This window comes from Trueperella pecoris (genome assembly GCF_014926385.1).
GTDB lineage: Bacteria > Actinomycetota > Actinomycetes > Actinomycetales > Actinomycetaceae > Trueperella > Trueperella pecoris.
Window position 1 is genome coordinate 266938 of sequence record NZ_CP053291.1, and the last position, 26090, is coordinate 293027.

Genomic DNA, 26090 nt, shown 5'->3' on the forward strand with positions numbered 1-26090 from the left:
CCGCCCCGATCGGGCAGCGACGCCTAGGAGAAGATCGCCAGCCAAACGGCTACGGAGTGGCAGGCATAGCCAGCCACCGTTCCCACGTGGAAGAACTCGTGGAAACCGAACCAGCGTGGCCACGGGTTCGGCCAGCGCAACGCGTAGAAGATCGCGCCAATGGTGTACGCCACCCCGCCTGCCAACAGCAAAACGACGATCGCCACGCCGCCGCTCGCGCCGAAGTCGGGAAGAAACCAGATCGCCACCCATCCCAGGGCGATGTAGAGCGCCACGAGTATCCAGCGCGGCGCGTTGAGGTGGAAGACATGGATGAGTGTGCCGATCACGGCTCCCGTCCAGACGATGCCGAGGACCAAGGCGGCAGTCTTGGTGGGTAGCAACATGACCGAAAGTGGTGTGTAGGTGCCCGCGATGAGGAGGAAAATGTTGGCGTGGTCAATGCGCCGCAACACCGCGCGGACCTTATCGCCCCAATTGCCCAGGTGATAGAAGCCGGAGTTACCGAAGAGGACAACGGCCGAGATGGCGAAAATGACGCTCGCCCATCGCACACCGGCGCTGTGGGCGAAAACGATGAGGACGATGCCGTTGGCCAACGACAAGGGCGCCATGATGGCGTGAATCCAGCCGCGCACTTTCGGCTTGGGCATCGAGGCGTAGTAGGCCTTGCGCTCGCGGCGCGAGTGCGGGCGAGCCGGGGGCGAGTCGAATTCGTCGACGGCGGGTGAGTCGACGGCGTCGTGTCCAGTCATATCTCCACAATAGACCCGCCAGGGCAGTGAGCAAAGAGCGTTGCGCCGAGCGGAGCTCTTGGGCGTTAGACTGGAGACACGGCGGGAAAGTACGGGCGAGGCAGACCATCCTTGCCGGCGGCAGGAAAGGTTGGGAAGATGCGCATTCCGGAGTTTCTCTATTCGATTTATGAGCGTCGGCTCGCGCGCGAAATTGATCCCGACCGGCGCCCCTGCCACGTCGGCATCATTCTTGACGGCAATCGGCGCTGGGCGAAGGAACTGGGCTCGTCGGCGTCGACTGGCCACCGTAAGGGCGCCGACCACGTGCGTGAAGTCTTGGGCTGGTGCGAGGAGGCCGGCATCCAGATCGTGACGCTGTGGATGCTCTCAACGGACAACCTCAACCGCAGTCCGGGCGAGCTTGCCGAACTGATGGAGATTATCGCCGACACGGTCGAAGACCTCAGCGCCACCGGGAATTGGACGATCCGCATCATCGGCGACCTCAAGCTCATGCCCGAAGAATTCGCCGCGCGCCTGCGCGCAACCGAGGAGCGGGCAGGCGCGGGCATGACGGTCAACATCGCCGTCGGCTACGGGGGCAGGCACGAGATCACCGACGCCGTCCGCACCTACCTGCGCGAACGCGCGGAGGAGGGCGCCACGCTCGACGAGGTCGCTGACGAGATCAACATCGGCGCGATCACCGAACACATGTACACCAAGGGCCAGCCCGATCCCGACCTCATCATCCGTACCTCTGGCGAACAGCGCATGAGCGGCTTCATGCTGTGGCAGACCGTCCATACCGAGCTGTACTTCTGCGAGGCGTATTGGCCGGCGTTCCGGCGCACCGACCTCCTGCGTGCGTTGCGTGACTACGCGGCGCGCGAGCGACGCATGGGCCGCTGAGACTGACGGCGCGGCTGCAGGCCTGACGGCGGCCACGTTAGGCCTGCAGGTGGGCGACGACGTCGTTGAGCTCGGCTCGCGTGGGCGGGTTGGCGCCCTCTCGCGAAATCGTGATGCCGGCGGCACGCGAGGCATATTGCCCCACCGACTGAAGCATCTGGTTTGACAGGGAGGTCAGCCCGGCGCGGTCGTCCCCGAGGACGGTGACGCGCGCCAGCCCGTCAATGAGCGCGGCCATCATGGCATCCCCAGCGCCGACGGTGTCAACGACCGAGACTTGGGCGGCCGGGACGAACACCGAGGTGTTGGGCGTGTAGAACTTCGCCCCGCGTGCGCCATCGGTGATGGCCACGAACTTGACGCCCTGCCCGAAGAGGCGGGCCGACATGTCATCCGCGTCAACGCGGCGTCCGTGCAGCAGCGCGAGGTCCTCCATGGAGACCTTGACGATATCGATAAAGGGAAGCATCGCATCGATGTCATCGAGGATGGACTGGGCGGAGCCGAGGATGGACAGGCGAACGTTGGGGTCGTAGGAGACGGTCGAATACGGGCTGAGGAGCTCGATCCAACGACGAACGGTGTTGGCCCCCGGGCGCAGATGCGCGCCGATAGAACCAATATGGACATGAAGCGGGGGAGCTGCCAGTAGCGCCTCGCGCTTGGTCCCGGCCGCGGGCGGATCGACGTAGGCCGAATGCACGTCAAAGCGGTAAGTGGCGTGCCCGTGGGCGTCGAGCGAGGCCATCGCGATGGACGTGGCGTCCGTGTCCACGGCGCCCTGCATCAAGGTCACTCCCGCGCTCTCGACGTAATCGCGGATCGTGTCCCCGTCGAAGTCGTTCCCGAAACGGGTCAGGAGTTGGACGCGGCGGCCGAGACGCGCTAGGCCCACCGCCACATTCATCGGTGAACCACCAGGGTGACGGGTCGTATGGCCGTCACCGCGCTTGACGACGTCGATCAACGACTCGCCGATAACGAGGCAACTCATGATTCGGCCTCGCTGCCCTCCGGCACGCTGATGCCGGTGAAGGCCTTGTCGTCAGGAGCCGTGGCGCCGGTGGGAGCCGTGGCGCCGGCGGAGGCCTGGGAAGCGGAAACGTTGGCGACGTGCGTTTGGGCGGCGCGCAGGCGCTCGCGGGCGCCGTCAAGCCACAATTCGCATCGACGCGCGAGGGCTTCGCCGAGTTCCCACATGGTCAGCGCTTCGTCCAGCGGGATATTGCCCTGTTCGAGGCGTGTAACGATTTCGACGAGTCGGGATCGGGCATCTTCGTAGCTCAGGTCCGCGACCTTCTGATCCAGCTCTTCGGGGCTTAGCACGTTCGCCATTTCTATCCCTTCGTGTGGACGTGTTCGATTCTGAGGTCAAGGTCGCCGTCACGGAGGGTGGCGCGGGCGGCGCTCCCGGCGGCTACTTCCGCGACGCTCCCCACAAGGCCCTCCTCGGTCCTGATGACAGCGTAGCCCCTCTTCAGCGTGGACAATGGGGATAAGGTCCGCAGTCTGCCGAGATCGCCCGCTAGGGACGAGGCATTGGCGTCAAGAATTCTGCGGATGTGCGACGCCGACCAGTCGTGCAGGCCGCGCAGATCCTCCGCGCGGTTATCGATCATGAGTTCCGGGTGAGCCATGACCGGGCGGGCGCGTAGCGTCTCGAGTTCGCTCTGGGCACGATGAAGCACGTTGTCCACAGCGATGCGGCCCCTGCGCAGCGTGGTGGATAGTGCGAGCTTTTCCTCCCCGACGTCCGGAACCACGTTTTTCGCGGCATCCGTTGGGGTTGAGGCACGGAAATCGGCCACGAAGTCAAGGACGGGCGAATCGGGTTCGTGGCCGATCGCCGAGACGATGGGAGTGCGGGTCGCGTAGGCCGCGCGCACGAGCCGTTCGTCCGAGAAGGGGAAGAGATCCTCCACGGAGCCTCCGCCGCGGGCCAGAATGATGACGTCCACATCCTCGATCGCATCGAGCTCGGCAAGGGCCGGAATCATCGCCTCGACAGCGCCAGATCCCTGTACCTGCACCTGCCTGATTTCGAAGGTGGCAGCTGCCCATCGGCGATGAACGTTATTAACGACGTCATGCATCGCCTGGGTGTTTCGCCCGCAGATCAGGCCGATCTTGCGAGGAAGGAAAGGAAGCGGCTTCTTCTTGGCCGGATCGAAGAGGCCCTCTGCCGCGAGCTTGTTCTTCAGCTGCTCCATTCGTGCGAGGAGATCGCCGACGCCGACCGCCCGGATTTCGTCCACCTGCAGAGAAAGCGAGCCGTTGCCCGTCCAAAAATCCGGTTTGGCGGCTACGATCACGCGCGAGCCTTCACCAATGGTAGGCGGGAGGTTGTGCGACCAGATCTTGCAACTGATCGTCATCTTCTCTTCGAGGTCCGCGAGCGTAAAAAACTGTATGCGCGAGCCCGCGCGCCGCTTGAGCTGGATGACCTCACCCTCCACCCAGAGCCGGGACATTTTGGCAATATACTCGCCGATTTTTTCAGACAGCAGGCGAAGCGGCCACGGCTGTTCAGGCGTGGTCAGGTGTGCCATTTGCGGAAGGCTATCGGGTACTTTGATACTCACGAAACCAGCCTACCGGCTGCCTCCGACACTCGGGCCGAAGAATACGATTGTGGAAAACGCGGCGTTGCACGAAGACTGGCGGTTACTCCGGCAGGTGCGAGCTCGCGCGGCGTCGGCGGACTGGTGTGGCAGGCAGGTAGGCGGGGAATACCGATAGGATGGGTGGCGTGAATGACATGAACCAGCTTCCCGCCACCCTCGCCGGTGCCTCGGCCTTCCCGCAGGAGATCCCGTCCGAGCCGAGTCCTGATGGCAAGCGTATTCTCGTTGCGACCCCGCGTGGCTACTGCGCCGGCGTCGACCGTGCTGTTGACGCGGTGGAGAAGGCGCTCGAGTTGTATGGCACCCCGGTTTACGTGCGGAAGGAAATTGTTCATAACAAATTTGTTGTGGAGACGTTGACCAAGCGTGGCGCGATCTTTGTTGACGAAACGGACGAGGTTCCGCAGGGGGCACGGGTCGTGTTCTCCGCGCACGGCGTCTCTCCGGAGGTACACGAGCAGGCCGAACGGCGTCAGCTTCAGACGATTGACGCCACGTGTCCGCTCGTGACCAAGGTTCACAAGCAGGCGGTGCGCTTCGCGGGCGAAGACTATGACATCTTGCTTATTGGTCACGCCGGTCATGAGGAGGTTGAAGGTACCCAGGGTGAGGCTCCTTCTCACATTCAGATCGTCAACGGCCCGGAAGATGTGGCGGGCGTTCAGGTGCGCGATCCGGATAGGGTGGCGTGGATTTCCCAGACGACATTGAGTGTGGACGAGACGATGGAGATCGTGCGTGCCTTGCGTGAGCGTTTCCCCAATCTCATTGATCCGCCTAGCGACAACATCTGTTACGCCACTCAAAACCGCCAGGTTGCGGTGAAGAAGATGGCGCCGGAATCGGACGTGGTGATCACGGTCGGTTCTGCGAACTCCTCGAATTCGGTGCGGCTGATGGAGGTCGCGCTCGAGGCGGGGGCCGGGGCGTCGTATCGCGTGGACAAGGCCGAGGAGCTCCAGCCGGAATGGTTCGAAGGCGCGACGACGGTCGGGGTGACCTCGGGCGCGTCCGTTCCGGAGATCCTTGTTCGCGACGTCGTCGAGGCACTGAAAGGCCTGGGCTACACGGAGGTGATTCCCGTGACGACTGTCCAAGAGGACGTGCATTTTTCGTTGCCGAAGAACCTACGGGCAGATCTCAAGGCCGTGGGCGTGGAGCCTGACCGCCCGCACCGCACCCGTAGCGCGGGCGAGCGCGGCCGGGTGTCTAATGCGCGAGGGACGGACAACATCGCCCGCGAGCACTGAGCTCCTGAGCGCATTGCGCATAGTGGGATAGGCCCGCACGGAAGCCTTCCGCGCGGGCCCTGCGCACCCGCGTGCGTGATTCGCCCGACCAGATCAGTGCTGGTCCTGCGTGAATTCGGGTGCGCGGAACTCCTTGATCTGCGCGGAGTCACCCGCTACAGACGCCGGAGGCCCAAGTTTGGTTTCGCCTTGCGTGGCGGCCACGGGGTGGAGGGACGAAAACGACCGGGCGGTGACGAGCAGCCGCGTCTCAAGTGACTGCACCGCCGAGTTGTAATAGTTGACCGACTTGCCCAGGCTCTTACCCAACTTGTCCAAGTGGGAGACGACTGTGCCGATTCGATCAACGAGGGTTCGCCCGAGTTCCACGATTTCGTTCGCCTCGAAGGTGAGCGCCGCCGAGGACCACACGGAGGCGATCGCGCGCAGGATCGCCAGCAAGGACGCGGGAGATGCCAAAACGACCCCATTGCTCAGCGCGTATTCGAGTAGCGTTGGATCGGTCTGTGTAGCTTCAGCCAGCAAGGATTCAGAGGGCAAGAACATGACCGTGACCTGCGGTGACTGCGGAAAATCGGCAGGGTAATTCCTCTTGATCAGGGCAGATACGTGCGAGCGCACGGCCTTGGCGTGTTTGCCAAGAAGTTCTGCCCGTTCGCTGACAGAGGCGAGGTCCTCAGCCGGGATCTCCATCGCCAAGAGATAGGAATCCATCGGGGTCTTCGCATCAATGGCGAGGTGGCCATCGCCCGGTAGGTGGATGATCGCGTCCGGCCGGAGCGTCGAATCCTTTGCGCCGCGGGCAAACCTCGCCGAGCCGACCTGCAGATCGACGTCCACATGCTCAAGCATCCCGGCCGCTTCCACAATTCGCCGCAGCTGCACCTCGCCCCAGCGCCCACGCGCCGACGCTGTGCGTAACGCCGCGTTGAGCGAGGCGGTGGTCTGAGACAACTCTGCTCCGATCTGGGCCTCGCGGCGCAACTGCGTGACCACCTCGGCATGCTGGGACGCCGCCTTCGTCTCGAGGCGCTGGACGTGGCTCGTGACCTGGTCCAGCTGCTGGGTAATAGGGGACAGGGCCCGCAAAACGTTGGCATCCGCCAGCGAACGTTCTCTCAGCCCATCGTTTTCCTCGACGAGCCGATCCGCGCGCGCCTGGGCCATCGCCGCCTGCTCCCGCCACGACATCGCCTCCTGCGACGCGGAGACGAAGGATCTGTTTGCCCGTGCGGAGGACAGGGCCCAGCCCACCGCGCCCGCGGCAGTGGCCACGAGCGCCAAGATCAGAACGAAAAGGGGTATTGCGATTGTCATGCCCCAAGCCTACAAAGGGCCTCCGACAAAAAATTCGCCCCGCACACACCGCCTTCGCGCAGTGGTTGGATTAATCAACGCGCTCAGCGACAGCGCGCGCATGGATCCGACCCTTGTGTGCACGGGGCTATGGACGCACGCTCCTTCACCCAACGTTTGCCAAGGTCACGGCGCGAACTGCGAGGACGGCGTCGGGAAAAGAGGAGGGCCGTGCCCCAGCTCTCGGGCAAACTAATTGGGAAAGCCAGGTAAGCCAACTAGACTGGGGCCGTGAGCTTAACAATTGGAATTGCAGGACTGCCCAACGTCGGTAAGTCGACCCTCTTTAATGCCCTGACCCGCGCCAACGTCCTTGCGGCGAATTACCCGTTCGCGACGATCGAGCCCAACGTCGGCGTCGTTCCGCTTCCGGACCCGCGCCTGGAGAAGCTGGCCGAGATCTTTGGCTCGCAAAAGATCCTCCCCGCGACCGTCTCTTTCGTTGATATCGCGGGCATCGTGCGCGGTGCGTCCGAGGGAGAAGGCCTGGGCAACCAGTTCCTCGCCAACATCCGCGAGGCCGACGCCATCTGTCAGGTGACCCGCGCGTTCGCTGACCCGGACGTCACGCACGTCGACGGCAAGGTTGACCCTAAGTCGGACATCGACACGATCACCACCGAGCTCGTCCTCGCCGACATTCAGACGCTCGAAAAGCAACTCCCGCGCCTGCAGAAGGAACTCACGGGCAAGAAGATCGGCCCCGAATACGTCCAGACCGCCAAGGACGCCCTCGACATCCTCTTCGACGGCAAGACGCTTTCGGCCGCCGGCAAGCACCTCGACCAGGATATTTTGAAGTCCTTCCAGCTCATGACGACGAAGCCGTTCATTTACGTCTTCAATACCGACGACGCCGGACTGGCCGACACCGCCATGCAGGACGAACTGCGTGCCCTCGTCGCGCCCGCGGAGGCGATCTTCCTGGATGCGAAATTCGAGTCGGAGCTCATCGAGCTTGAGCCCAACGAGGCCCAGGAGATGCTGGAATCCACCGGCCAGGACGAGGCGGGATTGGACAAGCTGGCACGCGTCGGCTTCGACACGCTGGGGTTGCAGACCTACCTGACGGTTGGCCCGAAGGAAGCTCGCGCGTGGACGATCCGCAAGGGGTGGACCGCGCCCCAGGCCGCCGGCGTCATCCACACGGACTTCGAGCGGGGATTCATTAAAGCCCAAGTCGTGTCTTTCGACGAGCTCGTCGAATACGGCTCCATGAACGAGGCCAAGGCTCATGGCCGCGTGCGCATGGAGGGCAAGGACTACGTGATGGCTGACGGCGACGTCGTGGAGTTCCGCACGGGGCTGACGTCTGGGGGGAACAAGTAGTCGCGATGGGAGAACGATGGCCGACAATCCTCTGAATCTCGATGAGGCGGGCGAGTGGGCTGGCCTATGGTGGCTGCCGGACGACCCTGACAAGCAGGTCCCAGGCATCTTGCGGTATGACGGTGAGGGCAGCCCCTCGCTCGCGCTGATCGGAGCATTCGAGGACCGCATCACCTCCGATCTCGCCCCTGGAGTGACGGCCTGCCACGAGGGTACCAAGACATGGGACGTGATCCACGGCGTGGCTGAGAATCGTGAAGTCACCCTCCTCGGCTGTGTCCCCACCCGTACAAAACGGACGATGGGCGCGCGGGTGAAGAGCCCCGACACGCAGACTGTGGCGGCGACGATGGCGATCATCGGCGCGCACGTCAGCGGAAAAGAGGACGCGGCGTTCGCGGTGGCCGAGGTCTCGGTCGAAGACTTGGGGCTGTGGGCTGCGTCGTCCGTGTTCGAGGTTTCCCTTGGCACTTCCGAAGACAGAATTGATGGGACCGGGACCATCTCGGTGAAGCCCGTCGAGGCACAGTCGGTGACAGTCGATGGCACGGAGTACCGCCTCGTGCACACTTACACCCTGCCATTCTTTGACTGCCGTAAGAGCCGAACCGTCGCGCGCATGCGCGACACCGCCTCCATCCGTGTCTGCCCAGCCGAGCCGTTCACCCTGACCGCCGCGCTGAAGGCGGCGAACCTGATGCAGGACTTGATCGCGCTGGCAACGCACCGCGCTGCTGGCGTGATCTGGCTCCGGCTGGAGGTTGCCGAAACCGAGTCGGGCCCGCAGAATGGTCAGCCTTTGCCGCGTCGGCGCGCCGACGTGCTCTATCCGCCCGTAGCGCTCGGCAAGCACGACGCGAAGGCTGTTGACCCTCGCCGAGTATTCTTCACCTGTGCGACGCTCCCGTTCGAGGAACTCGTACCCCGCTGGTGCGAGGCGCATGACCGACTGTGGGCAGCGACCAACATGATTCTGGGTCTGCGCTATGCGCCAGCCCGCTTCATCGAGAACAACCTCCTGACAGCGGTGGGCGCTGCGGAGGCGCTGCACCGCGGACTCGACATCGATGAGAAGACTCCCTTCCCTAAGAACGAGTTCAAGGGGATGCGCGACGCGATGCTTGGCCAGGTGCCTGAAAAGCACCGGGACAGATTCAAGGGGATGATCAGAAATGATCCGACGCTCCGGGATCGGCTTCGCGCCCTGGCCGCGAGACCCGATCAGGAGGCGATCGCGCAGCTTGTGCCAGACGTCAATCACTGGGCGAAGCGGACGACGCGAGCTCGCAATGACCTCGCACACGAAGGCAGGACCCCTGACGATTCCATCGAGGAACTGATCGCGATCGTCGAGACCACGACCGCAGTCGTGATCCTCAACGTCTTGCACGAGCTTGGGCTGCCAGCAGAGCGGCAGCGCCAGATCGTGCGGGATCACCCAATGCTCAGGGATACGGCGGGCCGTGCCCGCGAGTGGTTGGTCGCCTCCGAATCCGACTGATCGCCCTGCTCGTTGCTGGGTACAGGACGGTCATTCGCCTGAGAATGTTGGGCCGTCGGAAAGATGGCTGATGTGCAGAAGGTGCTGTCGTCGAGATCGACGCACGTCACGCACGCGCGACTTAGAGGCTGCATAGGAGAGGGCGATCTGGGTGCGACCGCCTAGGAGGTGCACGCATGACTGACAAGAGGAGCACGGCGAAGCTGCATCACTATGTGCCGCAGGGATACCTTCGGGGCTTCGCGACGGACATGGAGCGGGTCAGGGTCGTGCCCCTCGACCGCTCTCGGCAGCCATACACGCCGAGCGTGAAGAACGTAGCTGCGCAGAACCACTTCCACACGGTCGGTGAGTTCGATGAGCCGGATGCATTCGAGAAAGCGCTGAGCGACGTCGAGGGCCAAGCTCTCGGCATCATCAGGGGCCTTGCCAACGGCGAGTTTCCCCTCTCCGAGGAGAACAGGTGGGCCTTCGCCCATTACACGGCGTTGCAGAGCGTGCGCGGGCCGGACACCCGGAGGACGACCGAGCATCTCTGCGCGGCCATGGTCCGGTTGGAGGTGGGTGCCGGTGGCCGCAAGAATGTCGGTGCCTGGATCCGTGACAATTTCGGAGTCGACCCGACGCCCGAGCAAGAGGATCGGATCTGGGACGAGGCTACCCAACCTGGTGGACCGCCGATCAGTTTTTCCAACTTGACTCACATTCAGAACGCGGTCGAGACCGCGATCGAGCTGACGCCTTACCTGGCCACCCGCCCCTGGACACTCGTCCGCTTCGAACGGCGCTCTCTCATCACGTCGGATGCTCCGGTCAGCTTGGTGCGCCGACCGAACGACCAGCCGTGGGAGGGAGTCGGCTTCGCCACGGCATGGGGCGTCACGTTCCCGCTCACGCGTAAGCTGGGACTGCTCATGAGTGACCCCATGGCGATATTGGAAGGGTTCGAAGCGGACGATCCGCGCGTCCAGCAGGTCCGCGAGATGGTTCTTGCCGGACGGATCGACCAAATCCAGCCCGGGACCACAGCAATGGAGAAGCTGTTCAACCAGCACACGGCGCAGTCGGCCCGCGAGTACGTCTTTCACCACCCTGAGGACGAGTGCTTCGTCCCTGCCGACTTGCCTGAACCGGATCTCATCAACATCAGACCGGTGAGGGGACTCGTCAACATGGACTTCGACGGTGAGTCGGCGTTCGCACCCGGTGGGGACAGTCCCACGCCGCCTGAGGAAAAGTCTTCCAAGTCGATTGATTAGGAACGCTTTCGTGACTCCGTCAGGTGGCTGTACAGCAGGAGGTCGGCAAAGTCGTGCTCATGGCGGGGTGGTTAGGAGTGTTATAGCTGCTCGGGGTGCCTGAACGCCACCTTGTCCAATGGCGGCTATGGCGTGACGCTACGGCGGGTCGCAGAGATTGAACGGAGTGGGGCTCACATTCAGCGCCTGAATCCCCGAGATCCCGGGGGATCGGCCCAGTCCCGGATCGTGAGCCTCGGGTGCGCCGGAGGGCGCGTCGTGTGATCATGTCTGCTCTGTTGCGGGGCTCAAGTTTGCTTACCAGGGTGGCTCAAGAATGCTAGGTTAGCTTCATGAAGCTGACCAGTGTCGTTCCGCGCCGGGTGAGCGAGGTCCTCGTGGAACAGGTGCGCGTGGAGCCGGTGGTAGCGCTTCACGGTCCCCGATCGGTCGGCAAATCGACGGTTCTGCGCGCGTTCGCGGCGCAGGTGGGCAGTACCGTCATCGACCTCGACGACATCGAGGTCCGTGAGGCCGTGGAAGGGAATCTGGTATCGGCTGTATCGACGGCTACGACCCTGTGCGTCGATGAGTACCAGCGACTCCCAGACGTCTTGGATGCGATCAAGGCGCGCCTGAACCGAGAGGGAAGCAACCCGGGTACCGCAGTCATTACGGGATCCACGCGGCAAGACGCCTTGCCGCGCACGGTCCAAGCACTCACGGGTCGCCTGCATTCGCAAGTCATCTGGCCCTTGTCGCAAGGGGAGATCGTCGGCGTCCGGGAGGACTTCCTGGAGTGTCTGCTCGTAGATGTCGGGGACACGGTGGCGGCGCTCCCCACATCAACGACCTCTAGGGACGAGTATGTGGATCGGGTCTGCTCAGGTGGGATGCCGTTAGCGCTGCGCCGTACCGGGGCGTCGCGCGCGCGATGGTTCGACGACTTTGTCCGCGCTTCCGTCGAACGCGATGCCGTCGAGCTCAGTCGAGTTCGGGAGCGTCAGGCCCTTGCCGATCTGCTGGGGCACCTTGCTTCACAGACCGGACAGTTGTTGAATGTCTCCGCCGGAGCGCAGAAACTGGGGATCAATAGGGCAACCGCCGAGAATCACTTGCGCCTGTTGGAGGATCTGTTTCTGGTTGTGCGGCTTCCTGCCTGGGGCAAGACGCTGCGCTCCCGGGTGAGTGCCAAGCCGAAGGTCCATGTCGTCGATTCCGGACTTGCTGCACGGCTGCTTCGCCTCACCCCCGACAGGCTGCGAGGCCTCGACCCGGCGACGCTGACCGATTTCGGTCATCTTCTGGAGACATTCGTGGTGGGGGAGGTCCGCAAACAGGCTTCATGGCTGGGGGAGCCGGTTGCGTTCGGGCATTGGCGCACCAGTGACGGCGACGAGGTCGATCTCGTCATCGAGCGTGATGACGGACGCGTGCTGGCTATAGAGGTCAAAGCGAGCGAACGAGCGCCGGGCTCGGAGTTTCGCGGCATGGCCAAACTTCGTGATCTGCTCGGCGACCGTTTCCTGGGCGGCATCATGATGACCGCCGGAAAGCGCTCCTATACCTACCAGGATCGTCTGCACGTGATCCCCATCGACCGCTTGTGGACGCCGGTCGGCGGGCATGCGTCTGACGCGGTGGCGAAGGGCTAGATCTGGTGGAGGCCCAGTGGAGTTTATGTTTAACGTCTAGCCTTTGCTGGATGGCCGTATGAAGCGGCCCGCTGTCTCTGGTGGGGATTGCGGGCCGCTTTTCTCTTCCCGTTGCGGGACCTCGGTGAGATACTGGGGATATGGCTATTGAGGCTTTCTTGGATCGTGAGGAGATTTCGCGCGCCGCAAAGCGGAGGGGAGTCTTTCGTCTTCAGGTTTTTGGGTCTGCGGTGCGAGGGGGATTCAGCGAGCGCAGTGATATCGATTTTCTCGTCGATTTTCTCCCGAATCGGGAAGATCCCTTCGAAGATTACGTAGGGTTACGAAAGGATCTCGAAGAGATAACACGTCGAGACGTCGACTTAGTTGTTGAGCGAGCTGTTCGTAATCCTTTCTTCAAAGAATCCGTTCTGGAATCGGCGGAGGACGTTTATGTTGCCGACATCTAAAGCTCACCTATGGGATGCGCGCGAAGCGTGTCGAGCAGCTCTATCGTTTGTCGATGGAATGGATGAGGAAGATTTCCAGGCGAGTGTGCTCCATCAGTCTGCTGTCGAACGTCAGCTCCTTATTCTTGGTGAGGCGCTCAATCGCTTGAGGAAGACTGATGCTGAAACATCGTCGCAGATCGCAGATCTTGATCGCATAATCGGAATGCGCAATATTCTCGCCCATGAATATGGGGTAGTGGATTGCATCATCGTTTGGTCAGTTTTGAAAAATCATCTTCCGCAGTTATCTCTAGCTTTAACTGATTTACTTCGCCCTATAGGTGAGGGAATTGAGTGAGCGAAAAGGTTGCACATTTCGAAATATATGGTGTAGTACCGCAAAGCGGAAAATTGGTAACAGTCCGAAAAGCTCGTGGTCCCTATATCGGCTGGTTGGATTTACCTGGTGGGAGTCCGGAGTGAGGTGAGCCTCAGCTTGAGACACTTTCGCGCGAGCACTGCTTCGAGTGCGAGTGAAATCTGTGAAGCAAGACGTTCCTCAGTGCGGAAACCCGCGGCGTTTACGCTTAACGTCAAGCGTTATCGATGCGACGCGTTATATGTTTGGCTAGTGATCGCCTCGCTCGCTGAGTTAGATACCGGGGCACTCTACTTGGGGAAGTGGGGAAAGCGTCTCAATTCTCATTCGGATCGGAAAGCGCTCACGCAGTTGTTACTGCTTGATGATGTCGAAGGGGCTGATGAGCTGAGGGTCCCGCCCGGACACCGGCTTGAAGCTTAGAGGGGAATTGGGTTGGGTGGCACAGCATAGGAATTAATCAATAGTGGTGCATTTACGTTGGCTGAACCCCGTAGGTCCAAGCAATGTGGAAAATGTTGATTGTCGCTAGGGTGGGAGATGGAAGAGAAGATTACGCCGGTGGCTCCCGGAGAAATTCTGTTCGAAGATTTCATTCAGCCGATGGGGATTACGCAGAACAAGCTAGCCGTGGCAATTGGTATTCCGCCGCGTCGGATTAATGAGATTGTGCGGGGAAAGCGCCGGATTACGGCCGATACGGCGTTGCGGTTCGGGCGCTATTTCGGCATGAGTGCCCAGTTCTGGATCAATCTCCAGTCCCATTATGATCTGGAAATTGCGCGAGACTCGCTCGGCAATGAGCTCGATCGAATCCGGCCGCTACAAGACTTGTGAACCCGCCGGACTCTGCGAGGCTCTATCTTGGGGTGCTGCTCGTTTAAGCGATTGGATGTCGATGATGAAAGCCGCTCTGTTAGTTTTTGCGTTGAGGCAATGTTGCGATGGCTGGCATTAGCATTGTTTCTCAGGGCGGGAGAAAGGAGGTTTGGGGCGCGCCGAAATGTAGTTTATGGGTGTTTTGCTTTAAAACCGAGGCCGCCTCGTTGGTCTAACTGTGACGTGGAATAGATTCAAATGCTGATTCGTCCTTAGCTGCCTTGTCCGTCGTGCGTATTGGGAGGATCCAAGCCCAATCGCGGAAACACCCATGCGTATATTTCAGCGGTGCCACCATGGTGCCATGAAGGCTCGACATATTTTACTGGCATTGATTGGTATGGCTGAAAGTGATTTTCAGCTGGGGATACGCCGTATCCGATAAAGGGTTCCTTTGAGATGTTGCTAAATTGATGGAGAGTCGCGTCGATAGCCGCAGGATTGAGTGTCGCACTGTCCAGCGTAAGCCATGTGTGGGACCCAAGGTGTCCAGTTCCTGATCTTAGTTGCCAATCTTCTCCATGGCGTTCCAAGAGTAATCGGCCGATTGTGTAGGAACTTACTGAGCAACTTCCTGAGGGGTAGTTCTTGATCCATGGGTTGTCCTTGTTAAGGCTTGAGTATTGGATTAGCAGGGCAGATACTTCTTCCGTTGCAGTGCGCCATCGTGCAATTTCATCCATGTCTAAATTATAGCATATGGTACAGTGTGTGCTATAGTGATGCCTTTTGTGAAAGTGATTAGGGGGCCAATCTCGAATCGTGCTGGAATTTTTAGAATATTTTGCTTAATGAATGATGAAGTTCTAAGAATGGCGAGTATCGGTGCAGATACCATTTTCTCCAATCGGTCGTGCCAGCCTAATGCTTCCGCTGTGAGTGAGCCGTACTCCCGGAAAGTGGAGGCATCGTTTGTAGTCTAAGAATGTAGTTCAGCTGGTTGAGGTGCCGACCGTAGTTTCTTGTCGACAAGCGGCCACGTATTTCCGTGGCCCCAGCAGCCTAGTATGGAACGCCAATCGAACCTATCGTCCGGCTGAAATAGCTGGGCCATGAGGAGCGTGGGATGGTGCAGACTTCCTCGAGTAGTTGTCTCTGATCCTAGTGGTAAGCCGCTGTGAACAACCGCGCCCGTGCGGCAATGCTCGAAGTGCAGCGCTTGGCTCACATGGACCTGAAGGGCCTTTGTGCTCCGCTCTTCACCGAGCCCCCGGAATCGTTCCACGAAATCTTGGAGCCTGGTGATCACACGCGCTCGAATTGCGCCTCGATTGGACCCTGCTCCAAAGCGTGAGACAGGCGGCAGGATGTTGGCAATACGCGTTCCCTCGGTGGGGATGTCTGTGCCGTCGCGGAAGGCGCCACCGACGAAGGCGACGTCGCCACGTTGATGGATGGCAAGAGTGCCAACCTGGTACTCACTGACCCGCCCTACAGTGTCGCCTTCGAATCATCGGGCGGCCTGAAAATCAAGAATGACGCGATGAATAACGACGCGTTCTTTGAGTTCCTGCTGGCCGCGTTCACCAACATGAACAGCGCGCTCGAGAAGGGCGGGTCGGCGTATGTGTTCCACGCCGACAACGAAGGCCTGAACTTCCGCCGCGCCTTCGTAGAGGCGGGCTTCAAGCTCTCCGGCTGCTGCATCTGGGTGAAGGATTCGCTAGTGCTTGGGCGGAGCCCGTATCAATGGCAGCATGAGCCTGTGCTGTTCGGCTGGAAGCAGGGCGGTAAGCACAAGTGGTTCGCCGATCGGAAACAAACCACCATGTGGCGGTTTGATAAGCCCGGACCTGACCCCCGTTTGGTAGACACCCGACAACCCGGCTTTCTGCCGGGGAAGAAAGGTAACCTGCCACCATGCCCAGCAAGACCTACACTGAGGAATTCCGCCGCGACGCGGTCGCCGTCTACGAGAATTCCCCCGGCGTATCGATCAACGCCCTCGCCGCCGAACTCGGCGTCAACCGCAACACCCTCCAGATCTGGGTCCGCAAATATGGCACCGGCGCCCGCACCACCACCAGCACCGAGGCCGCCTCGCAGACCCCAACATCGGTGACCGATGCCGAACGTATCCGCCAGCTGGAACGGGAAAACGCCCGACTGAAGGAAGAGCGCGACATTCTGCGCAAGGCCGCGAAATATTTCGCGGAAGAGACGACCTGGTGATCCACTTCCAGTTCGTTGACGACGCCCGGAACGACCGTTCGGTCAAGCGGTTATGTGAGGTTCTGAAACTCAACCGGTCCTCGTACTACAAATGGAAAAACACCTCCGCCATGCGAAAGAAACGTCTGCTCAGCGACGCGATCCTCGGCGCACGGGTCAAGGCCGTGTTCACAAAAGAACGCGGCTGCTACGGTGCCAAACGCATCACGGCGCAACTCAACGACGACTCGCCCGGCAGTCCGGTCAATCACAAGAAAGTCGCCCGGATCATGCGCTCGTTGCAGCTGGTTGGCTACTCGAAGAAACGCAAGGTCACCACGACTGTCTCGGATAGGAGGAAGCCGGTGTTTGCGGACCTGGTGGGGAGGAAATTCACCGCCCCGGCACCGAACCAGGTCTACGTCGGCGATATCACGTACCTGCCGATCGCGGACGGGTCGAATATGTACCTGGCCACGGTCATCGACTGTTTCTCCCGCCGGCTGGTAGGCTTCGCGATCGCCGATCACATGCGTACTTCCCTGGTTCAGGACGCCCTGGTGATGGCCAAGGGCCAGCGCGGAAGTCTCGACGACGCAATTTTTCACTCCGACCACGGAAGCGTATACACCTCGCACGGGTTCCAGGACACCTGCATACAGCTGGGAGTCCGGCAGTCGATGGGCGCGATCGGCAGCAGCGCTGATAACGCCCTGGCGGAGTCCTTCAACGCCGCGTTGAAGCGTGAGGTCCTCCAGGACGCGAAGACGTTTGCCAATCAGTTGCAGTGCCGGCGAGATGTTTTCCGCTGGTGTACCCGCTACAACACCACGCCTCGACATTCCTGGTGCGGGTATCTCGCTCCAGCAGTGTTTGAACAGCAATGTCCTGTTACGCTGAGATCTGCTTCCTGATCACATCCCCCGTGTCTACTTTCCGGGGGTCGGGCCCCCGTGCTCGAGGCCGCCCACCAGGCAGGCTTTGAAACCGCCGACCCGGGCGAGGTGGCGTTGACGGTCACGATGCCCACCACCGGGTGGAGTGAGCGCACTCGCGCCAACCTCGAAGCGCTCCTAGCGGCCAAAGGGCCACTGATCGCCAAGGCACTGGGCATCCCGGCCACACCCGCCGAGTTCAACGATGACGAGACCGTCTCGTTCCCGTGGTGTGAGTCGATTACGCCGGAGACGGCACGCGAGGCGGTGATCCCGCTTGTGGCCCGGCTCTGCCAACGCGCCCAGGAGGCAAGCCGGATCCGATCCACACCGCCTGCACCGGGCAATGACAAGTACACGATGCGCTGCTTCCTGCTCTCCCTGGGCTTCATCGGCCCCGAACACAAGCAGGCACGCCACATCCTGCTGGCAGGCCTCGAAGGCGACGCCGCCTGGCGCACCCCTGCAAGCAGGAAGGAGAACCGGCCATGACTCCTGGCCAGCGGGTGCGCCTGATCGCCACCAGCGACCCGTACACGACGCTGCGCCCTGGTGTGCTTGGCACCGTGGCGTTCGTCGACGACCTCGGTACTGTCCACGTCGACTGGGACACCGGATCGAATCTGGGGCTGATCCCGGGCGAGGACTCCTGGGAAACCCTGCCCACCGAAAAGCCCGAAAAATAGCGGCTCATCAGGGCAAATAATGACTGGATAAGCGCCCGCACCTATGGCTGTATGTACATGACAAAAGAACACCACCTGAGACAAGGACAACAGCCATGAACACCACCGAGAAGCTCACCACCGAAGCCCTGCAGATGCGCGTCGACTCCTACGGGGCGATCCTCGCACACGGCGACTACACGCTGGCCACCTTCGCGACCTGGACCAAGAAAGACGGCTACGGCAACAGCGCCCAGGTCTACCGCCTCACCGAAGCCCCAATCGACGGCTTCGGCCCGAACGCGCGCGGCCGCAGCGAATGCGCCCTGGAGCTCATCGCCGAGGCCGACCACCTTTTCGCAGACTCCGGACACGCCATCGCCTGGGCTCTGACCCAGATCTAACCCACACCCCACACAGACAAGGAGAACACGGACGATGGACGCCACCCGGAAGCTGATCACCAACCACCTGGAGATCCCCGCCGACGCCGCCCCGCACGGTGAGATCCAGGCCGCCGCCGAGATCCCCTTCAGCGTCCTCGACGAGCTCGCCGATGAGATCGGGGCAGAGAAGATCCCCGTCCACACGCTCAGCCGTGTCGGCTGGCACTACACCAAAGCCGACCAGATCATCGCCCTTGCCAGGCAGCGCGGCCTGTCCGATTGGCGCTACGGCGGCTTCGACACCGGCCAGGTGGTCGCCGACTTCCGCCACACCTACTGCTAACCCCACGCGCCGCCCCGACCCTCCAACGGATTGGGCCCTGCACGAACTGTTTTTCGCCCCACACGGCTGGGGCTTTTCTTATACCCCGAGGAAGGAGCTGCCGCCCGATGACGAGCACGTATCAGCCGACCAGGTTCATGGCCGACAGCTCCACCTACGACCAGCGCAAAGCCGACTTCGCCGTGGCATTCATTCAAGCGCTGCGCCACACGAAAGGCCGCTGGGCAGGCAAACCCTTCACGCTGCTGAGCTGGCAAGAACAGATCGTGCGTGACCTGTTCGGCACCATCAAACCCGACGGCTACCGCCAGTTCACGACCGCCTATGTGGAGATCCCCAAGAAGCAGGGCAAGTCCGAGCTGGCCGCCGCGATCGCGCTGCTGCTGACCTGCGGGGACGGGGAACAAGCCGCCGAGGTGTACGGATGCGCAGCCGATCGGCAGCAAGCCAGCATCGTCTTCGAGGTCGCCGCCGACATGATCCGCCAATCACCGGCCCTATCGAAGCGGGTGAAAATCCTCAGCAGTCAGAAGCGCATCATCTACAAGCCGACCAACAGCTTCTACCAGGTGCTCTCAGCTGAGGCGTACTCCAAGCACGGGTTCAACATCTCAGGTGTCGTCTTCGATGAGCTGCACACTCAACCCAACCGGGCCCTGTTTGACGTGATGACCAAGGGCTCGGGTGATGCGCGCACCCAGCCGCTGTACTTCCTCATCACCACCGCAGGCACTGACACGCACAGCATCTGCTACGAGCAGCACCAAAAAGCGCGCGACATTCTCGCGGGCAAGAAACACGATCCCACCTTCTACCCGGTGATCTACGGCGCGGAGCTGGATGATGACTGGACGGATGAGGCGGTGTGGCACAAGGCCAACCCCTCACTCGGGGTGACCGTTCCAATCGACAAGGTACGGGCGGCGTGCAACTCGGCCAGGCAAAACCCTGCCGAGGAAAACTCGTTTCGCCAGCTTCGCCTCAACCAATGGGTCAAGCAGTCTGTGCGGTGGATGCCCATGCATATCTGGGACGCCTGCGCAGACCCAGTGGACCTGGCCGAGCTGGAAGGCAGACCCTGCTACGGCGGGCTGGACTTGGCCTCCACGACGGATATCACCGCGTTCGTGCTCGTCTTCCCGCCCTACGGGTCGGATGAGAAGTACCGGATAGCGCCGTGGTTTTGGATACCCGAAGACAACCTGCCGCTGCGGGTCGCGCGTGATCATGTGCCCTACGACCTGTGGCACACCCAAGGCTTCCTGGAAACCACCGAGGGTAACGTCGTCCACTACGCCCACATCGAACACCACATCCAGTCCCTTGGTGAACGCTTCGATATCCGCGAGATCGCTTTCGACCGGTGGGGCGCAGTCCAAATGAGCCAAAACCTGCAAGACATGGGATTCACCGTCGTGCCGTTCGGGCAAGGCTTCAAAGACATGAGCCCACCCAGCAAGGAACTCATGAAACTCGCCCTCGAAGGCAGGCTCGCGCATGGCGGCCACCCGGTGCTTTCGTGGATGGTCGACAACATTCACGTGCGCACCGACCCGGCAGGAAACATCAAACCCGACAAACAAAAATCCACCGAAAAAATCGACGGCGTGGTCGCAACCATCATGGCTCTAGACCGAGCGATCAGAGGCGGCAGCGCAGGTTCGGGTGGGTCAGTGTACGACTCTCGGGGATTATTAGTGCTGTGAGATATTCATGAGAATGTTGACAGTAAGGGTTGCCTAATTTTATGCTTCTCTTGTCTCTAAGAGGAGGCCGCAGCCCAGATTCCCAAGCTGCACTACCCACCGTCAAAGAAGACGGCACGACGAAAGGAACCAATGTGAGCATTAAGAGAACCTTGCAGGTTTTGATAGCCGCGCTCACGTCACTATCTCTTCTATCGGGTGTTTCATTTGCCTCAGCTGCTGACGACACGTCTCGTGACGTTAGAGCTATACACCTTGAAAAAACGGTTGATGCGGCACGAGAAGCGATTGGCGTTGAGTCTGTTGCTGATGAGATCGTGCCAGAGCAACTGGATTCTGTACTTTCCTATGGATCTGTTGAGGGGACAAGCACACTAACTGTTGACGGTGAGGGAGCAGGCATCAGTCCCCTTTCTGTAACTGGTTCAAGCCCACTATTGACAATTAAAGACGCCTTCTTGCAAGAAAACATTTCAGTTACCCAAGATGGCAGCACAATGCTATCCGGGAGAGAGGCTGATTATGTTCTAGATGCCTACACCGATGGCTCTTTACGTGTGCACACTGTAATCGAATCAAAAGACGCAAATCATAGAGTGCCTTTTGAGCTTAATCTTAACAATGATGAGCTTGCTCAAATTGAACCTGACGGATCTGTCGGGGTATACAGAGTTTTCGATGATGGCGCTCATCTTCTCACCTCTGTAATCGAAGCACCGTGGGCGGTAGATGCTGCTGGGAACCCCGTCGAGACACGGTTTGAACTTGAAGGAAGTATTCTCTATCAGAATATAGAACCAACTTCCACCTCCGTATACCCAATTACTGCAGATCCGTTTTGGGTGCCTGCAATCATCGCAGGCATCCGAGTCGGAGTGCATGTTCTTATCAAAGTCGGGCCTCGAGTTGTAAAGTATGTGGTTGCTCCTGCTTCCAGGGTCGCAAATGCTCTAAGGAGTTTTTCAACTCTCACTTTCCGAGCAGGATCAAACGTGGTTAGGCTTGATAAGTCGGGCATGAAGCACATTCTTGAAAGGCACCACCCGCAGTATTGGAACGGAACATCAAAAAGTGCGCAGACATTCTTTAATCCAAAAATGTCGGTTTCTGATGTAAGGAATGTGATTCATGGTGCCTTGAGGAACCATTCTTCTTCTATTCGCAATCTAGGTTCTCGAACTGGCACATATACTGGTTCGTATAGTGGAGTTAGCTATAAATTAGTGGTTTCTAATGGGCGCGTAGTGCAGTTCTACCCACGGTAGACGGGTGCTCAATAGGAGGTTTTACGTGGGTTATTGGATGCCTAAAACTTCGCTTGAAGTTGAATCCTTCATCTTGAACTGCGTAGCGATTGCAGATATCAATGATTTTTCATTGCACCACGATAAATATCTTGTTTCGATAGAAACAGACCCCAAAAGAGCAAGCGACTGGTGGAATTTTCAGCTAGATAAGACAAATCCTGGAGAAGGATGGATTTCGTTACGTCTTAACGGCCAAGAAATTATGCCACTTAACGCTTGGACAAATATAGATTATTTTTGGTCTACCGTTCTGGATGCTATCGATGATTATCTTGATTCTGGTAAGGGGCAAGGAGGGTTTAGCGATGAACCTGCGCAATTTTCAATAACGTTGAAAGCGGCCGGTATCGCCATATTTTCTTTACGCGATTCTAGGTACGTGGTTCATGCAGCGGAGTTTTTATTCTCCCTCCTTGGGGGTGCCAAGAATTATTATGAATGGTCGGAAAAATACGTAGGCGTTCACCCACCTTCATATCTTGATAAAATTGAAGAATTGAGCAATAGGATTAGAACTGCAAGATAGCCTATTTATGTTCTAAGCTGATGGGCGCTACCTGTGTTTTCTGGTGTCGCCCATCAGCTTTTTAATTATTGCGATTAGCTGCTAGAAGATGGCGTTTATTCTTGCATAATTGCTAGTTATATAGTTCAGAGATTTTTGCTCGCTATTTGAACAGATCCTGGGGTGGCCTAAGAATTAGGTCCACTTGGTTTAAGCGTTGACCGTGTTTTCTTGTTTCCATTGTTCCGCATACTTCCGCGGGCTGAGGTAGCCGAGTGCGGAGTGCGGATGGAAGTCATTGTAGCGCCGTGACCACTGGGCCACGAGTAGGCGGGCATGCTCAAGGTTCTCGATGCTGTTATCCTCCAAGAGCTCGTCTCGCATCCGGTTATGGAACGACTCAACGAACCCGTTATGCCATGGCTGGCCTGGCGGAATGAGCGCTTGGATCGTCTTATCCTCGGCCGCCCAAACCTCGAGGGCGTGGGCGATGAACTCAGGCCCGTTGTCCATCCGAATCACCCTAGGGCGTCCTCCGCGCTCCAGACAAGCCACGTCGAGCAGTTCGATCACCGAGCCCGCATCAAGCTTTTTATCGACCGCGAAGGCGACGTGCTCGCGGGTGTATTCATCAATAATGTTGCAAATCTTGATCATCTTGCCATGCCAGGTTGAATCGAACTGGAAGTCCAACGCCCACACGTCGTTCGGGTACTGGCCAGCAGGAACATCACGCTGGCCGTGACCACTGAGGCGTTTACGCTTCTTGCGCGGCAACACGCGTAGACCTTCTTCACGCCACAAGCGCCGGAAAGTTTCCCGGCATACCCCATAACCCTCGGCGAGGGCGTTTCTCCAGGCACGCCGGTGTCCCCACCGGCGGTGATCACGCGCGAACTCGTGCATCCACTCGCGCAAGTCCGCGTATTTATCCGGCGTGCTTTCACGGGTCCTAGCGCGCCGGTAAGCACTGCGAGAGAGCCCAACGATCTGGCAGGAAAGTCTTTGGGAATAGCCCAGCCCAACGAGATGCCAGACGGCATCATGGCGGCGAGCTGGGCTTAGAAGTTTCCCTCCGATAATTCTTTCCACGCAGCCTTCTCCAGCTCTGCCTGACCCAGGAGGCGTTTGAGGCGCGTGTTCTCATCGCGCAGGCGCTGGAGCTCTTTCGCTTCGCTCTTGGTCATCGACCCATAGGTTGCCTGCCACCTATTCAACGTGGCTTCACTAATCCCAAGTTCGGTCAGGATCTGAGCCGTCGTCGAGCCTGATTCCTTCATCTCCCGCGCCTTATCAAGCTTACGAACAATCTGCTCAGGAGTATGCTTACTGAACTTCTTCACCATTCATCCATTCTCCCCACCCACAGGCAGGGGATCAACGGACAACACTCAAGTCACCTGGACCTAAAAACCTAGGGCACTCCAATCCCAGAAGCTGAATGTGGTGCGCTTGTAGGCGGCGTTCTTGATTGAGCGACTCGGATTTTTCACAAATCCCATGCCCTTTTTGCCGTATCCGGCAATTGTGGCTTTCTTAACTGCTCGTTTAGCACGACCAGTAGTCCGCGCTTTGATCGAGCGCTTCAGCGAGGGTTACGCATTCCGAATTTCACGTCTTCTACTTTATGACCTAACCAGAAAGACTGTTATGGGATTATTCGACTGGCTACGCGCCACCAGTAGCCGTAAAAGTGTTGACCCCGTGATCGGCTCTAGCTACAGTTTCTTGTTCGGGCCTACGACCTCTGGGCGGGCGGTGACTGAACGCTCCGCGATGCAGATGACGGCGGTCTATAGCTGTGTGCGGATTTTGGCTGAGTCGATTGCTGGTCTGCCGTTGCACGTCTACCGAAGCGGCTCGGACGGGTCGAAGGTGAAGGCTACCGATCATGGCTTGTACAGGCTTCTTCATGATGAGCCGAACCCCGAAATGACGTCGTTTGTGTTCCGAGAAACCCTTATGACGCATTTGTTGTTGTGGGGTAATGCGTTTGCCCAGGTGGTGCGAAACGGGCTGGGTGAGGTGATCGGGCTGTATCCGTTGATGCCGAACCGGATGAGTGTTGGTCGTGACCTGGAGACCCGCCAGTTGTATTACGAGTATCAGACTTCTTGGGATGAACCGGCCGGCCAGTACCAGCTTGTACGCCTGTCGCAGTCTGACGTGTTACATATTCCAGGCCTGGGTTTTGATGGTTTGGTGGGCTATTCCCCGATTGCGATGGCTAAGAATGCGATTGGTCTTGCTCAGGCTACTGAGGATTATGGGGCGTCGTTTTTTGCGAACGGTGCCGGCCGGGTGGGGTGTTGGAGCATCCGGGCACGATCAAAGACCCCACGAGAGTTAGGGAGTCGTGGCAGCAGACCTTTGGTGGGGCTCGTAACGGTAATAAGGTGGCTGTGCTTGAGGAGGGCATGAAATACACCCCGATCTCCGTCAGCCCTGAACAAGCCCAGTTCTTGGAGACCAGGAAGTTTCAGATCAACGAGATCGCCCGGATCTTCCGCATCCCGCCTCACATGATTGGCGATCTTGAAAAATCCAGCTTCAGCAATATTGAACAGCAGTCTTTGGAGTTTGTGAAATACACCCTGGATCCTTGGGTGATCCGCTGGGAACAAGCCCTGGCCAAAACCCTGCTAAGTGCCCGTGAGAAGCCTGGGGTTTATATCAAGTTCAATCTTGAAGGCCTGCTGCGCGGTGACTACCAGTCACGCATGGAAGGCTATGCGGTCGCCCGCCAAAACGGATGGATGAGCGCCAACGACATCCGGGCACTAGAGAACCTCGACCGCATCGCTGCCGCTGACGGTGGCGACTTGTACCTGGTCAACGGCAACATGCTGCCGCTATCCATGGCCGGGGCCTACGCCACCGCCCAGCAAGCGCAGCAGGACGCAGCGCCTGGAGAGGAGCAGCCGCCGGTGGAACAACGAATTGAAAGGATGAGCCGGTGAGACGGTTCTGGAACTGGGAGCCACCCGCTCCCGACATTAATAGCCCGGCGGGTAGTGATACCAGCCGGGTTTTGCGTATCAACGGGGTGATCGCTGAGGAGTCATGGTTTGACGACGACATCACCCCGGCCCTGTTCGCCTCCGAGCTGGCGGCAGGTTCCGGTGACGTGACGCTGTGGATCAACAGCCCTGGCGGCGACGTCGTCGCGGCAGCCCAGATCTACAACATGCTCATCGACTATCCCGGACACGTGAAGGTGTGCATCGACGGGATCGCGGCCAGTGCCGCCAGCGTGATCGCCATGGCGGGCGAGGTCGTGGCGATGAGCCCGGTGTCGATGCTCATGATCCACAACCCGGCAACCCTCGCCGTCGGTGACGCCGACGAGCTCGGGCGTGCCATCGACATGCTCGCAGCGGTCAAAGAGTCCATCATCAACGCCTACGAGCTGAAAACCGGGATGAGCCGGGCCAAGCTCGCACGGCTGATGGATCAAGAGACCTGGATGGACGCGCGTGCCGCCATCAGCATGGGCTTTGCCGACGACTACCTCACCGGCAACGCCCCGAAGGTCACCGACCCCGATGAGGACGACGATGAGGAGCCGGACAAGCAGGCCCCGTGGCCGCTGAAGACCAGAAACCCCGCCCCGCTCGCCGATACCGCCAGTGGGGTGTGTTTTGCCCGCAAGCCCGCCGAGCAGCGCCTTGTCGCACACCTGACCGACACACCACGAGCTACCCAGCTACCGGTCCCAGCACTTGCACCACCTGTGGGGCGACGTGTGGTGGACCTGTATGCCGCCTTGATCAATCACACTCACCAACACTGAAGGAGAAC

26 protein-coding genes and 2 pseudogenes are annotated in these 26090 nt (G+C 59.7%); 20 read left to right on the forward strand and 8 right to left on the reverse strand.

The annotated features are described in order from the left end of the window. Positions 1-23: 23 nt before the first annotated feature. Positions 24-755: a PAQR family membrane homeostasis protein TrhA gene (trhA, locus tag HLG82_RS01235; RefSeq protein ID WP_193326948.1), complete on the reverse strand. Its 732-nt coding sequence runs from the start codon at positions 753-755 to the stop codon at positions 24-26. Between the two features lie 138 nt (positions 756-893). On the opposite strand from trhA, the gene HLG82_RS01240 reads away from it, so the two are divergent. After that, complete coding sequence (locus HLG82_RS01240; protein ID WP_193326949.1) at positions 894-1649, forward strand: isoprenyl transferase; 756 nt, start codon at positions 894-896, stop codon at positions 1647-1649. A gap of 37 nt (positions 1650-1686) precedes the next feature. Here the strand turns inward: HLG82_RS01240 and HLG82_RS01245 are convergent, their stop codons facing one another. Genes HLG82_RS01245 through xseA form a run of 3 tightly spaced genes read right to left on the reverse strand, consistent with a single transcriptional unit; the run spans position 1687 to position 4231 of the window. Further along, positions 1687-2643 carry a carbohydrate kinase family protein gene (locus tag HLG82_RS01245; protein ID WP_193326950.1) on the reverse strand — a complete coding sequence of 319 codons (957 nt, stop codon included), beginning with the start codon at positions 2641-2643 and terminating at the stop codon, positions 1687-1689. Beyond that, the gene (locus HLG82_RS01250) at positions 2640-2984 is read right to left on the reverse strand and encodes an exodeoxyribonuclease VII small subunit (RefSeq protein ID WP_193326951.1); all 345 of its coding nucleotides are present in this window, start codon (positions 2982-2984) and stop codon (positions 2640-2642) included. The genes HLG82_RS01245 and HLG82_RS01250 overlap by 4 nt, the downstream gene beginning before the upstream one ends. A 2-nt stretch (positions 2985-2986) precedes the next feature. After that, on the reverse strand, positions 2987-4231 hold the full coding sequence (gene xseA, locus HLG82_RS01255; protein ID WP_255313912.1) for an exodeoxyribonuclease VII large subunit: 1245 nt from the start codon (positions 4229-4231) through the stop codon (positions 2987-2989). Positions 4232-4407: 176 nt separating this feature from the next. Between xseA and HLG82_RS01260 the strand changes: the two genes are divergently transcribed. Continuing rightward, positions 4408-5523 (forward strand): 4-hydroxy-3-methylbut-2-enyl diphosphate reductase, encoded by a 1116-nt coding sequence (locus HLG82_RS01260; protein ID WP_193327685.1) that lies wholly within the window; start codon positions 4408-4410, stop codon positions 5521-5523. A 93-nt stretch (positions 5524-5616) separates the two neighbouring features. Here HLG82_RS01260 and HLG82_RS01265 read toward each other — a convergent pair whose 3' ends face one another. After that, entirely contained in the window at positions 5617-6840 is a 1224-nt protein-coding gene (locus tag HLG82_RS01265) for a DNA recombination protein RmuC (protein ID WP_193326952.1), read from the reverse strand. Positions 6841-7110: 270 nt separating this feature from the next. Here HLG82_RS01265 and ychF point away from each other — a divergent pair, with 270 nt between their 5' ends. From ychF to HLG82_RS01300, 7 genes are all read left to right on the forward strand, one after another. Next, the gene (gene ychF, locus HLG82_RS01270) at positions 7111-8208 is read left to right on the forward strand and encodes a redox-regulated ATPase YchF (protein ID WP_193326953.1); all 1098 of its coding nucleotides are present in this window, start codon (positions 7111-7113) and stop codon (positions 8206-8208) included. A 16-nt stretch (positions 8209-8224) separates the two neighbouring features. Continuing rightward, positions 8225-9709 (forward strand): ApeA N-terminal domain 1-containing protein, encoded by a 1485-nt coding sequence (locus tag HLG82_RS01275; RefSeq protein ID WP_193326954.1) that lies wholly within the window; start codon positions 8225-8227, stop codon positions 9707-9709. Between the two features lie 176 nt (positions 9710-9885). Further along, positions 9886-10968 carry a DUF4238 domain-containing protein gene (locus HLG82_RS01280; protein WP_193326955.1) on the forward strand — a complete coding sequence of 361 codons (1083 nt, stop codon included), beginning with the start codon at positions 9886-9888 and terminating at the stop codon, positions 10966-10968. 332 nt (positions 10969-11300) lie between these two features. After that, positions 11301-12602 carry an ATP-binding protein gene (locus HLG82_RS01285; protein WP_193326956.1) on the forward strand — a complete coding sequence of 434 codons (1302 nt, stop codon included), beginning with the start codon at positions 11301-11303 and terminating at the stop codon, positions 12600-12602. Positions 12603-12742: 140 nt separating this feature from the next. Beyond that, on the forward strand, positions 12743-13051 hold the full coding sequence (locus HLG82_RS01290) for a nucleotidyltransferase family protein (protein ID WP_193326957.1): 309 nt from the start codon (positions 12743-12745) through the stop codon (positions 13049-13051). Next, on the forward strand, positions 13035-13391 hold the full coding sequence (locus tag HLG82_RS01295; RefSeq protein ID WP_193326958.1) for a HepT-like ribonuclease domain-containing protein: 357 nt from the start codon (positions 13035-13037) through the stop codon (positions 13389-13391). The genes HLG82_RS01290 and HLG82_RS01295 overlap by 17 nt, the downstream gene beginning before the upstream one ends. Before the next feature lie 561 nt (positions 13392-13952). Beyond that, the gene (locus HLG82_RS01300) at positions 13953-14249 is read left to right on the forward strand and encodes a HigA family addiction module antitoxin (RefSeq protein ID WP_193326959.1); all 297 of its coding nucleotides are present in this window, start codon (positions 13953-13955) and stop codon (positions 14247-14249) included. 254 nt (positions 14250-14503) lie between these two features. Here HLG82_RS01300 and HLG82_RS01305 read toward each other — a convergent pair whose 3' ends face one another. After that, complete coding sequence (locus HLG82_RS01305; RefSeq protein WP_193326960.1) at positions 14504-14974, reverse strand: hypothetical protein; 471 nt, start codon at positions 14972-14974, stop codon at positions 14504-14506. 707 nt (positions 14975-15681) lie between these two features. On the opposite strand from HLG82_RS01305, the pseudogene HLG82_RS01310 reads away from it, so the two are divergent. From HLG82_RS01310 to HLG82_RS01350, 9 genes and pseudogenes are all read left to right on the forward strand, one after another. Continuing rightward, positions 15682-16023, forward strand: a pseudogene (locus HLG82_RS01310) (DNA methyltransferase); the annotation flags it as partial. A 128-nt stretch (positions 16024-16151) separates the two neighbouring features. After that, positions 16152-17356, forward strand: a protein-coding gene (locus HLG82_RS01315) for an IS3 family transposase (RefSeq protein ID WP_193326961.1) whose coding sequence is annotated in 2 segments (ribosomal slippage) — positions 16152-16449 and positions 16449-17356 — 1206 coding nt in all. Because the reading frame shifts where the segments join, the coding sequence is not laid out codon by codon here. 39 nt (positions 17357-17395) lie between these two features. Further along, positions 17396-17869, forward strand: coding sequence for a hypothetical protein (locus HLG82_RS01320; RefSeq protein WP_255313913.1), 474 nt, complete (start codon positions 17396-17398; stop codon positions 17867-17869). Next, the gene (locus tag HLG82_RS01325) at positions 17866-18063 is read left to right on the forward strand and encodes a DUF4314 domain-containing protein (RefSeq protein ID WP_005295562.1); all 198 of its coding nucleotides are present in this window, start codon (positions 17866-17868) and stop codon (positions 18061-18063) included. Before HLG82_RS01320 ends, HLG82_RS01325 begins: the two co-directional genes overlap by 4 nt. A 95-nt stretch (positions 18064-18158) precedes the next feature. Further along, positions 18159-18446 carry an Nmad4 family putative nucleotide modification protein gene (locus HLG82_RS01330; protein WP_193326962.1) on the forward strand — a complete coding sequence of 96 codons (288 nt, stop codon included), beginning with the start codon at positions 18159-18161 and terminating at the stop codon, positions 18444-18446. Positions 18447-18480: 34 nt separating this feature from the next. Further along, on the forward strand, positions 18481-18771 hold the full coding sequence (locus tag HLG82_RS01335) for a pseudouridine synthase (RefSeq protein WP_193326963.1): 291 nt from the start codon (positions 18481-18483) through the stop codon (positions 18769-18771). A gap of 107 nt (positions 18772-18878) precedes the next feature. Beyond that, a complete protein-coding gene (locus HLG82_RS01340; protein WP_193326964.1) occupies positions 18879-20477 on the forward strand; it encodes a terminase large subunit in 1599 nt (532 codons plus the stop codon). A 134-nt stretch (positions 20478-20611) separates the two neighbouring features. Further along, positions 20612-21742, forward strand: a complete 1131-nt coding sequence (locus HLG82_RS01345) for a hypothetical protein (protein ID WP_193326965.1) — start codon at positions 20612-20614, stop codon at positions 21740-21742. A 25-nt stretch (positions 21743-21767) separates the two neighbouring features. After that, on the forward strand, positions 21768-22310 hold the full coding sequence (locus HLG82_RS01350) for a hypothetical protein (RefSeq protein WP_193326966.1): 543 nt from the start codon (positions 21768-21770) through the stop codon (positions 22308-22310). A gap of 189 nt (positions 22311-22499) precedes the next feature. On the opposite strand, the gene HLG82_RS01355 is transcribed toward HLG82_RS01350, so the two are convergent. Together HLG82_RS01355 and HLG82_RS01360 are read right to left on the reverse strand one after the other, a co-directional pair. Further along, positions 22500-23381, reverse strand: a complete 882-nt coding sequence (locus tag HLG82_RS01355) for an IS3 family transposase (RefSeq protein WP_193326468.1) — start codon at positions 23379-23381, stop codon at positions 22500-22502. Further along, complete coding sequence (locus HLG82_RS01360; RefSeq protein ID WP_193326469.1) at positions 23351-23635, reverse strand: transposase; 285 nt, start codon at positions 23633-23635, stop codon at positions 23351-23353. Before HLG82_RS01360 ends, HLG82_RS01355 begins: the two co-directional genes overlap by 31 nt. A 436-nt stretch (positions 23636-24071) precedes the next feature. On the opposite strand from HLG82_RS01360, the pseudogene HLG82_RS01365 reads away from it, so the two are divergent. Together HLG82_RS01365 and HLG82_RS01370 are read left to right on the forward strand one after the other, a co-directional pair. Continuing rightward, a pseudogene (locus tag HLG82_RS01365) lies at positions 24072-25249 on the forward strand (phage portal protein). Then, positions 25246-26082 (forward strand): head maturation protease, ClpP-related, encoded by an 837-nt coding sequence (locus HLG82_RS01370; protein ID WP_193326967.1) that lies wholly within the window; start codon positions 25246-25248, stop codon positions 26080-26082. The pseudogene HLG82_RS01365 and the gene HLG82_RS01370 overlap by 4 nt, the downstream one beginning before the upstream one ends. Positions 26083-26090: the final 8 nt, after the last annotated feature.

Bases quoted from the DNA above. Each gene is read 5' to 3' on its own strand.
- HLG82_RS01295 (WP_193326958.1), top strand. From the start codon at position 13,035: ATGTTGCCGACATCTAAAGCTCACCTATGGGATGCGCGCGAAGCGTGT.
- trhA (WP_193326948.1), bottom strand. From the start codon at position 755: ATGACTGGACACGACGCCGTCGACTCACCCGCCGTCGACGAATTCGAC.
- HLG82_RS01245 (WP_193326950.1), bottom strand. From the start codon at position 2,643: ATGAGTTGCCTCGTTATCGGCGAGTCGTTGATCGACGTCGTCAAGCGC.
- HLG82_RS01290 (WP_193326957.1), top strand. From the start codon at position 12,743: ATGGCTATTGAGGCTTTCTTGGATCGTGAGGAGATTTCGCGCGCCGCA.
- HLG82_RS01285 (WP_193326956.1), top strand. From the start codon at position 11,301: ATGAAGCTGACCAGTGTCGTTCCGCGCCGGGTGAGCGAGGTCCTCGTG.
- HLG82_RS01240 (WP_193326949.1), top strand. From the start codon at position 894: ATGCGCATTCCGGAGTTTCTCTATTCGATTTATGAGCGTCGGCTCGCG.
- HLG82_RS01275 (WP_193326954.1), top strand. From the start codon at position 8,225: ATGGCCGACAATCCTCTGAATCTCGATGAGGCGGGCGAGTGGGCTGGC.
- HLG82_RS01340 (WP_193326964.1), top strand. From the start codon at position 18,879: ATGACGAGCACGTATCAGCCGACCAGGTTCATGGCCGACAGCTCCACC.
- HLG82_RS01360 (WP_193326469.1), bottom strand. From the start codon at position 23,635: ATGGTGAAGAAGTTCAGTAAGCATACTCCTGAGCAGATTGTTCGTAAG.
- HLG82_RS01305 (WP_193326960.1), bottom strand. From the start codon at position 14,974: ATGGATGAAATTGCACGATGGCGCACTGCAACGGAAGAAGTATCTGCC.
- HLG82_RS01325 (WP_005295562.1), top strand. From the start codon at position 17,866: ATGACTCCTGGCCAGCGGGTGCGCCTGATCGCCACCAGCGACCCGTAC.
- HLG82_RS01330 (WP_193326962.1), top strand. From the start codon at position 18,159: ATGAACACCACCGAGAAGCTCACCACCGAAGCCCTGCAGATGCGCGTC.
- HLG82_RS01265 (WP_193326952.1), bottom strand. From the start codon at position 6,840: ATGACAATCGCAATACCCCTTTTCGTTCTGATCTTGGCGCTCGTGGCC.
- HLG82_RS01280 (WP_193326955.1), top strand. From the start codon at position 9,886: ATGACTGACAAGAGGAGCACGGCGAAGCTGCATCACTATGTGCCGCAG.
- HLG82_RS01260 (WP_193327685.1), top strand. From the start codon at position 4,408: ATGAACCAGCTTCCCGCCACCCTCGCCGGTGCCTCGGCCTTCCCGCAG.
- HLG82_RS01300 (WP_193326959.1), top strand. From the start codon at position 13,953: ATGGAAGAGAAGATTACGCCGGTGGCTCCCGGAGAAATTCTGTTCGAA.
- HLG82_RS01335 (WP_193326963.1), top strand. From the start codon at position 18,481: ATGGACGCCACCCGGAAGCTGATCACCAACCACCTGGAGATCCCCGCC.
- HLG82_RS01250 (WP_193326951.1), bottom strand. From the start codon at position 2,984: ATGGCGAACGTGCTAAGCCCCGAAGAGCTGGATCAGAAGGTCGCGGAC.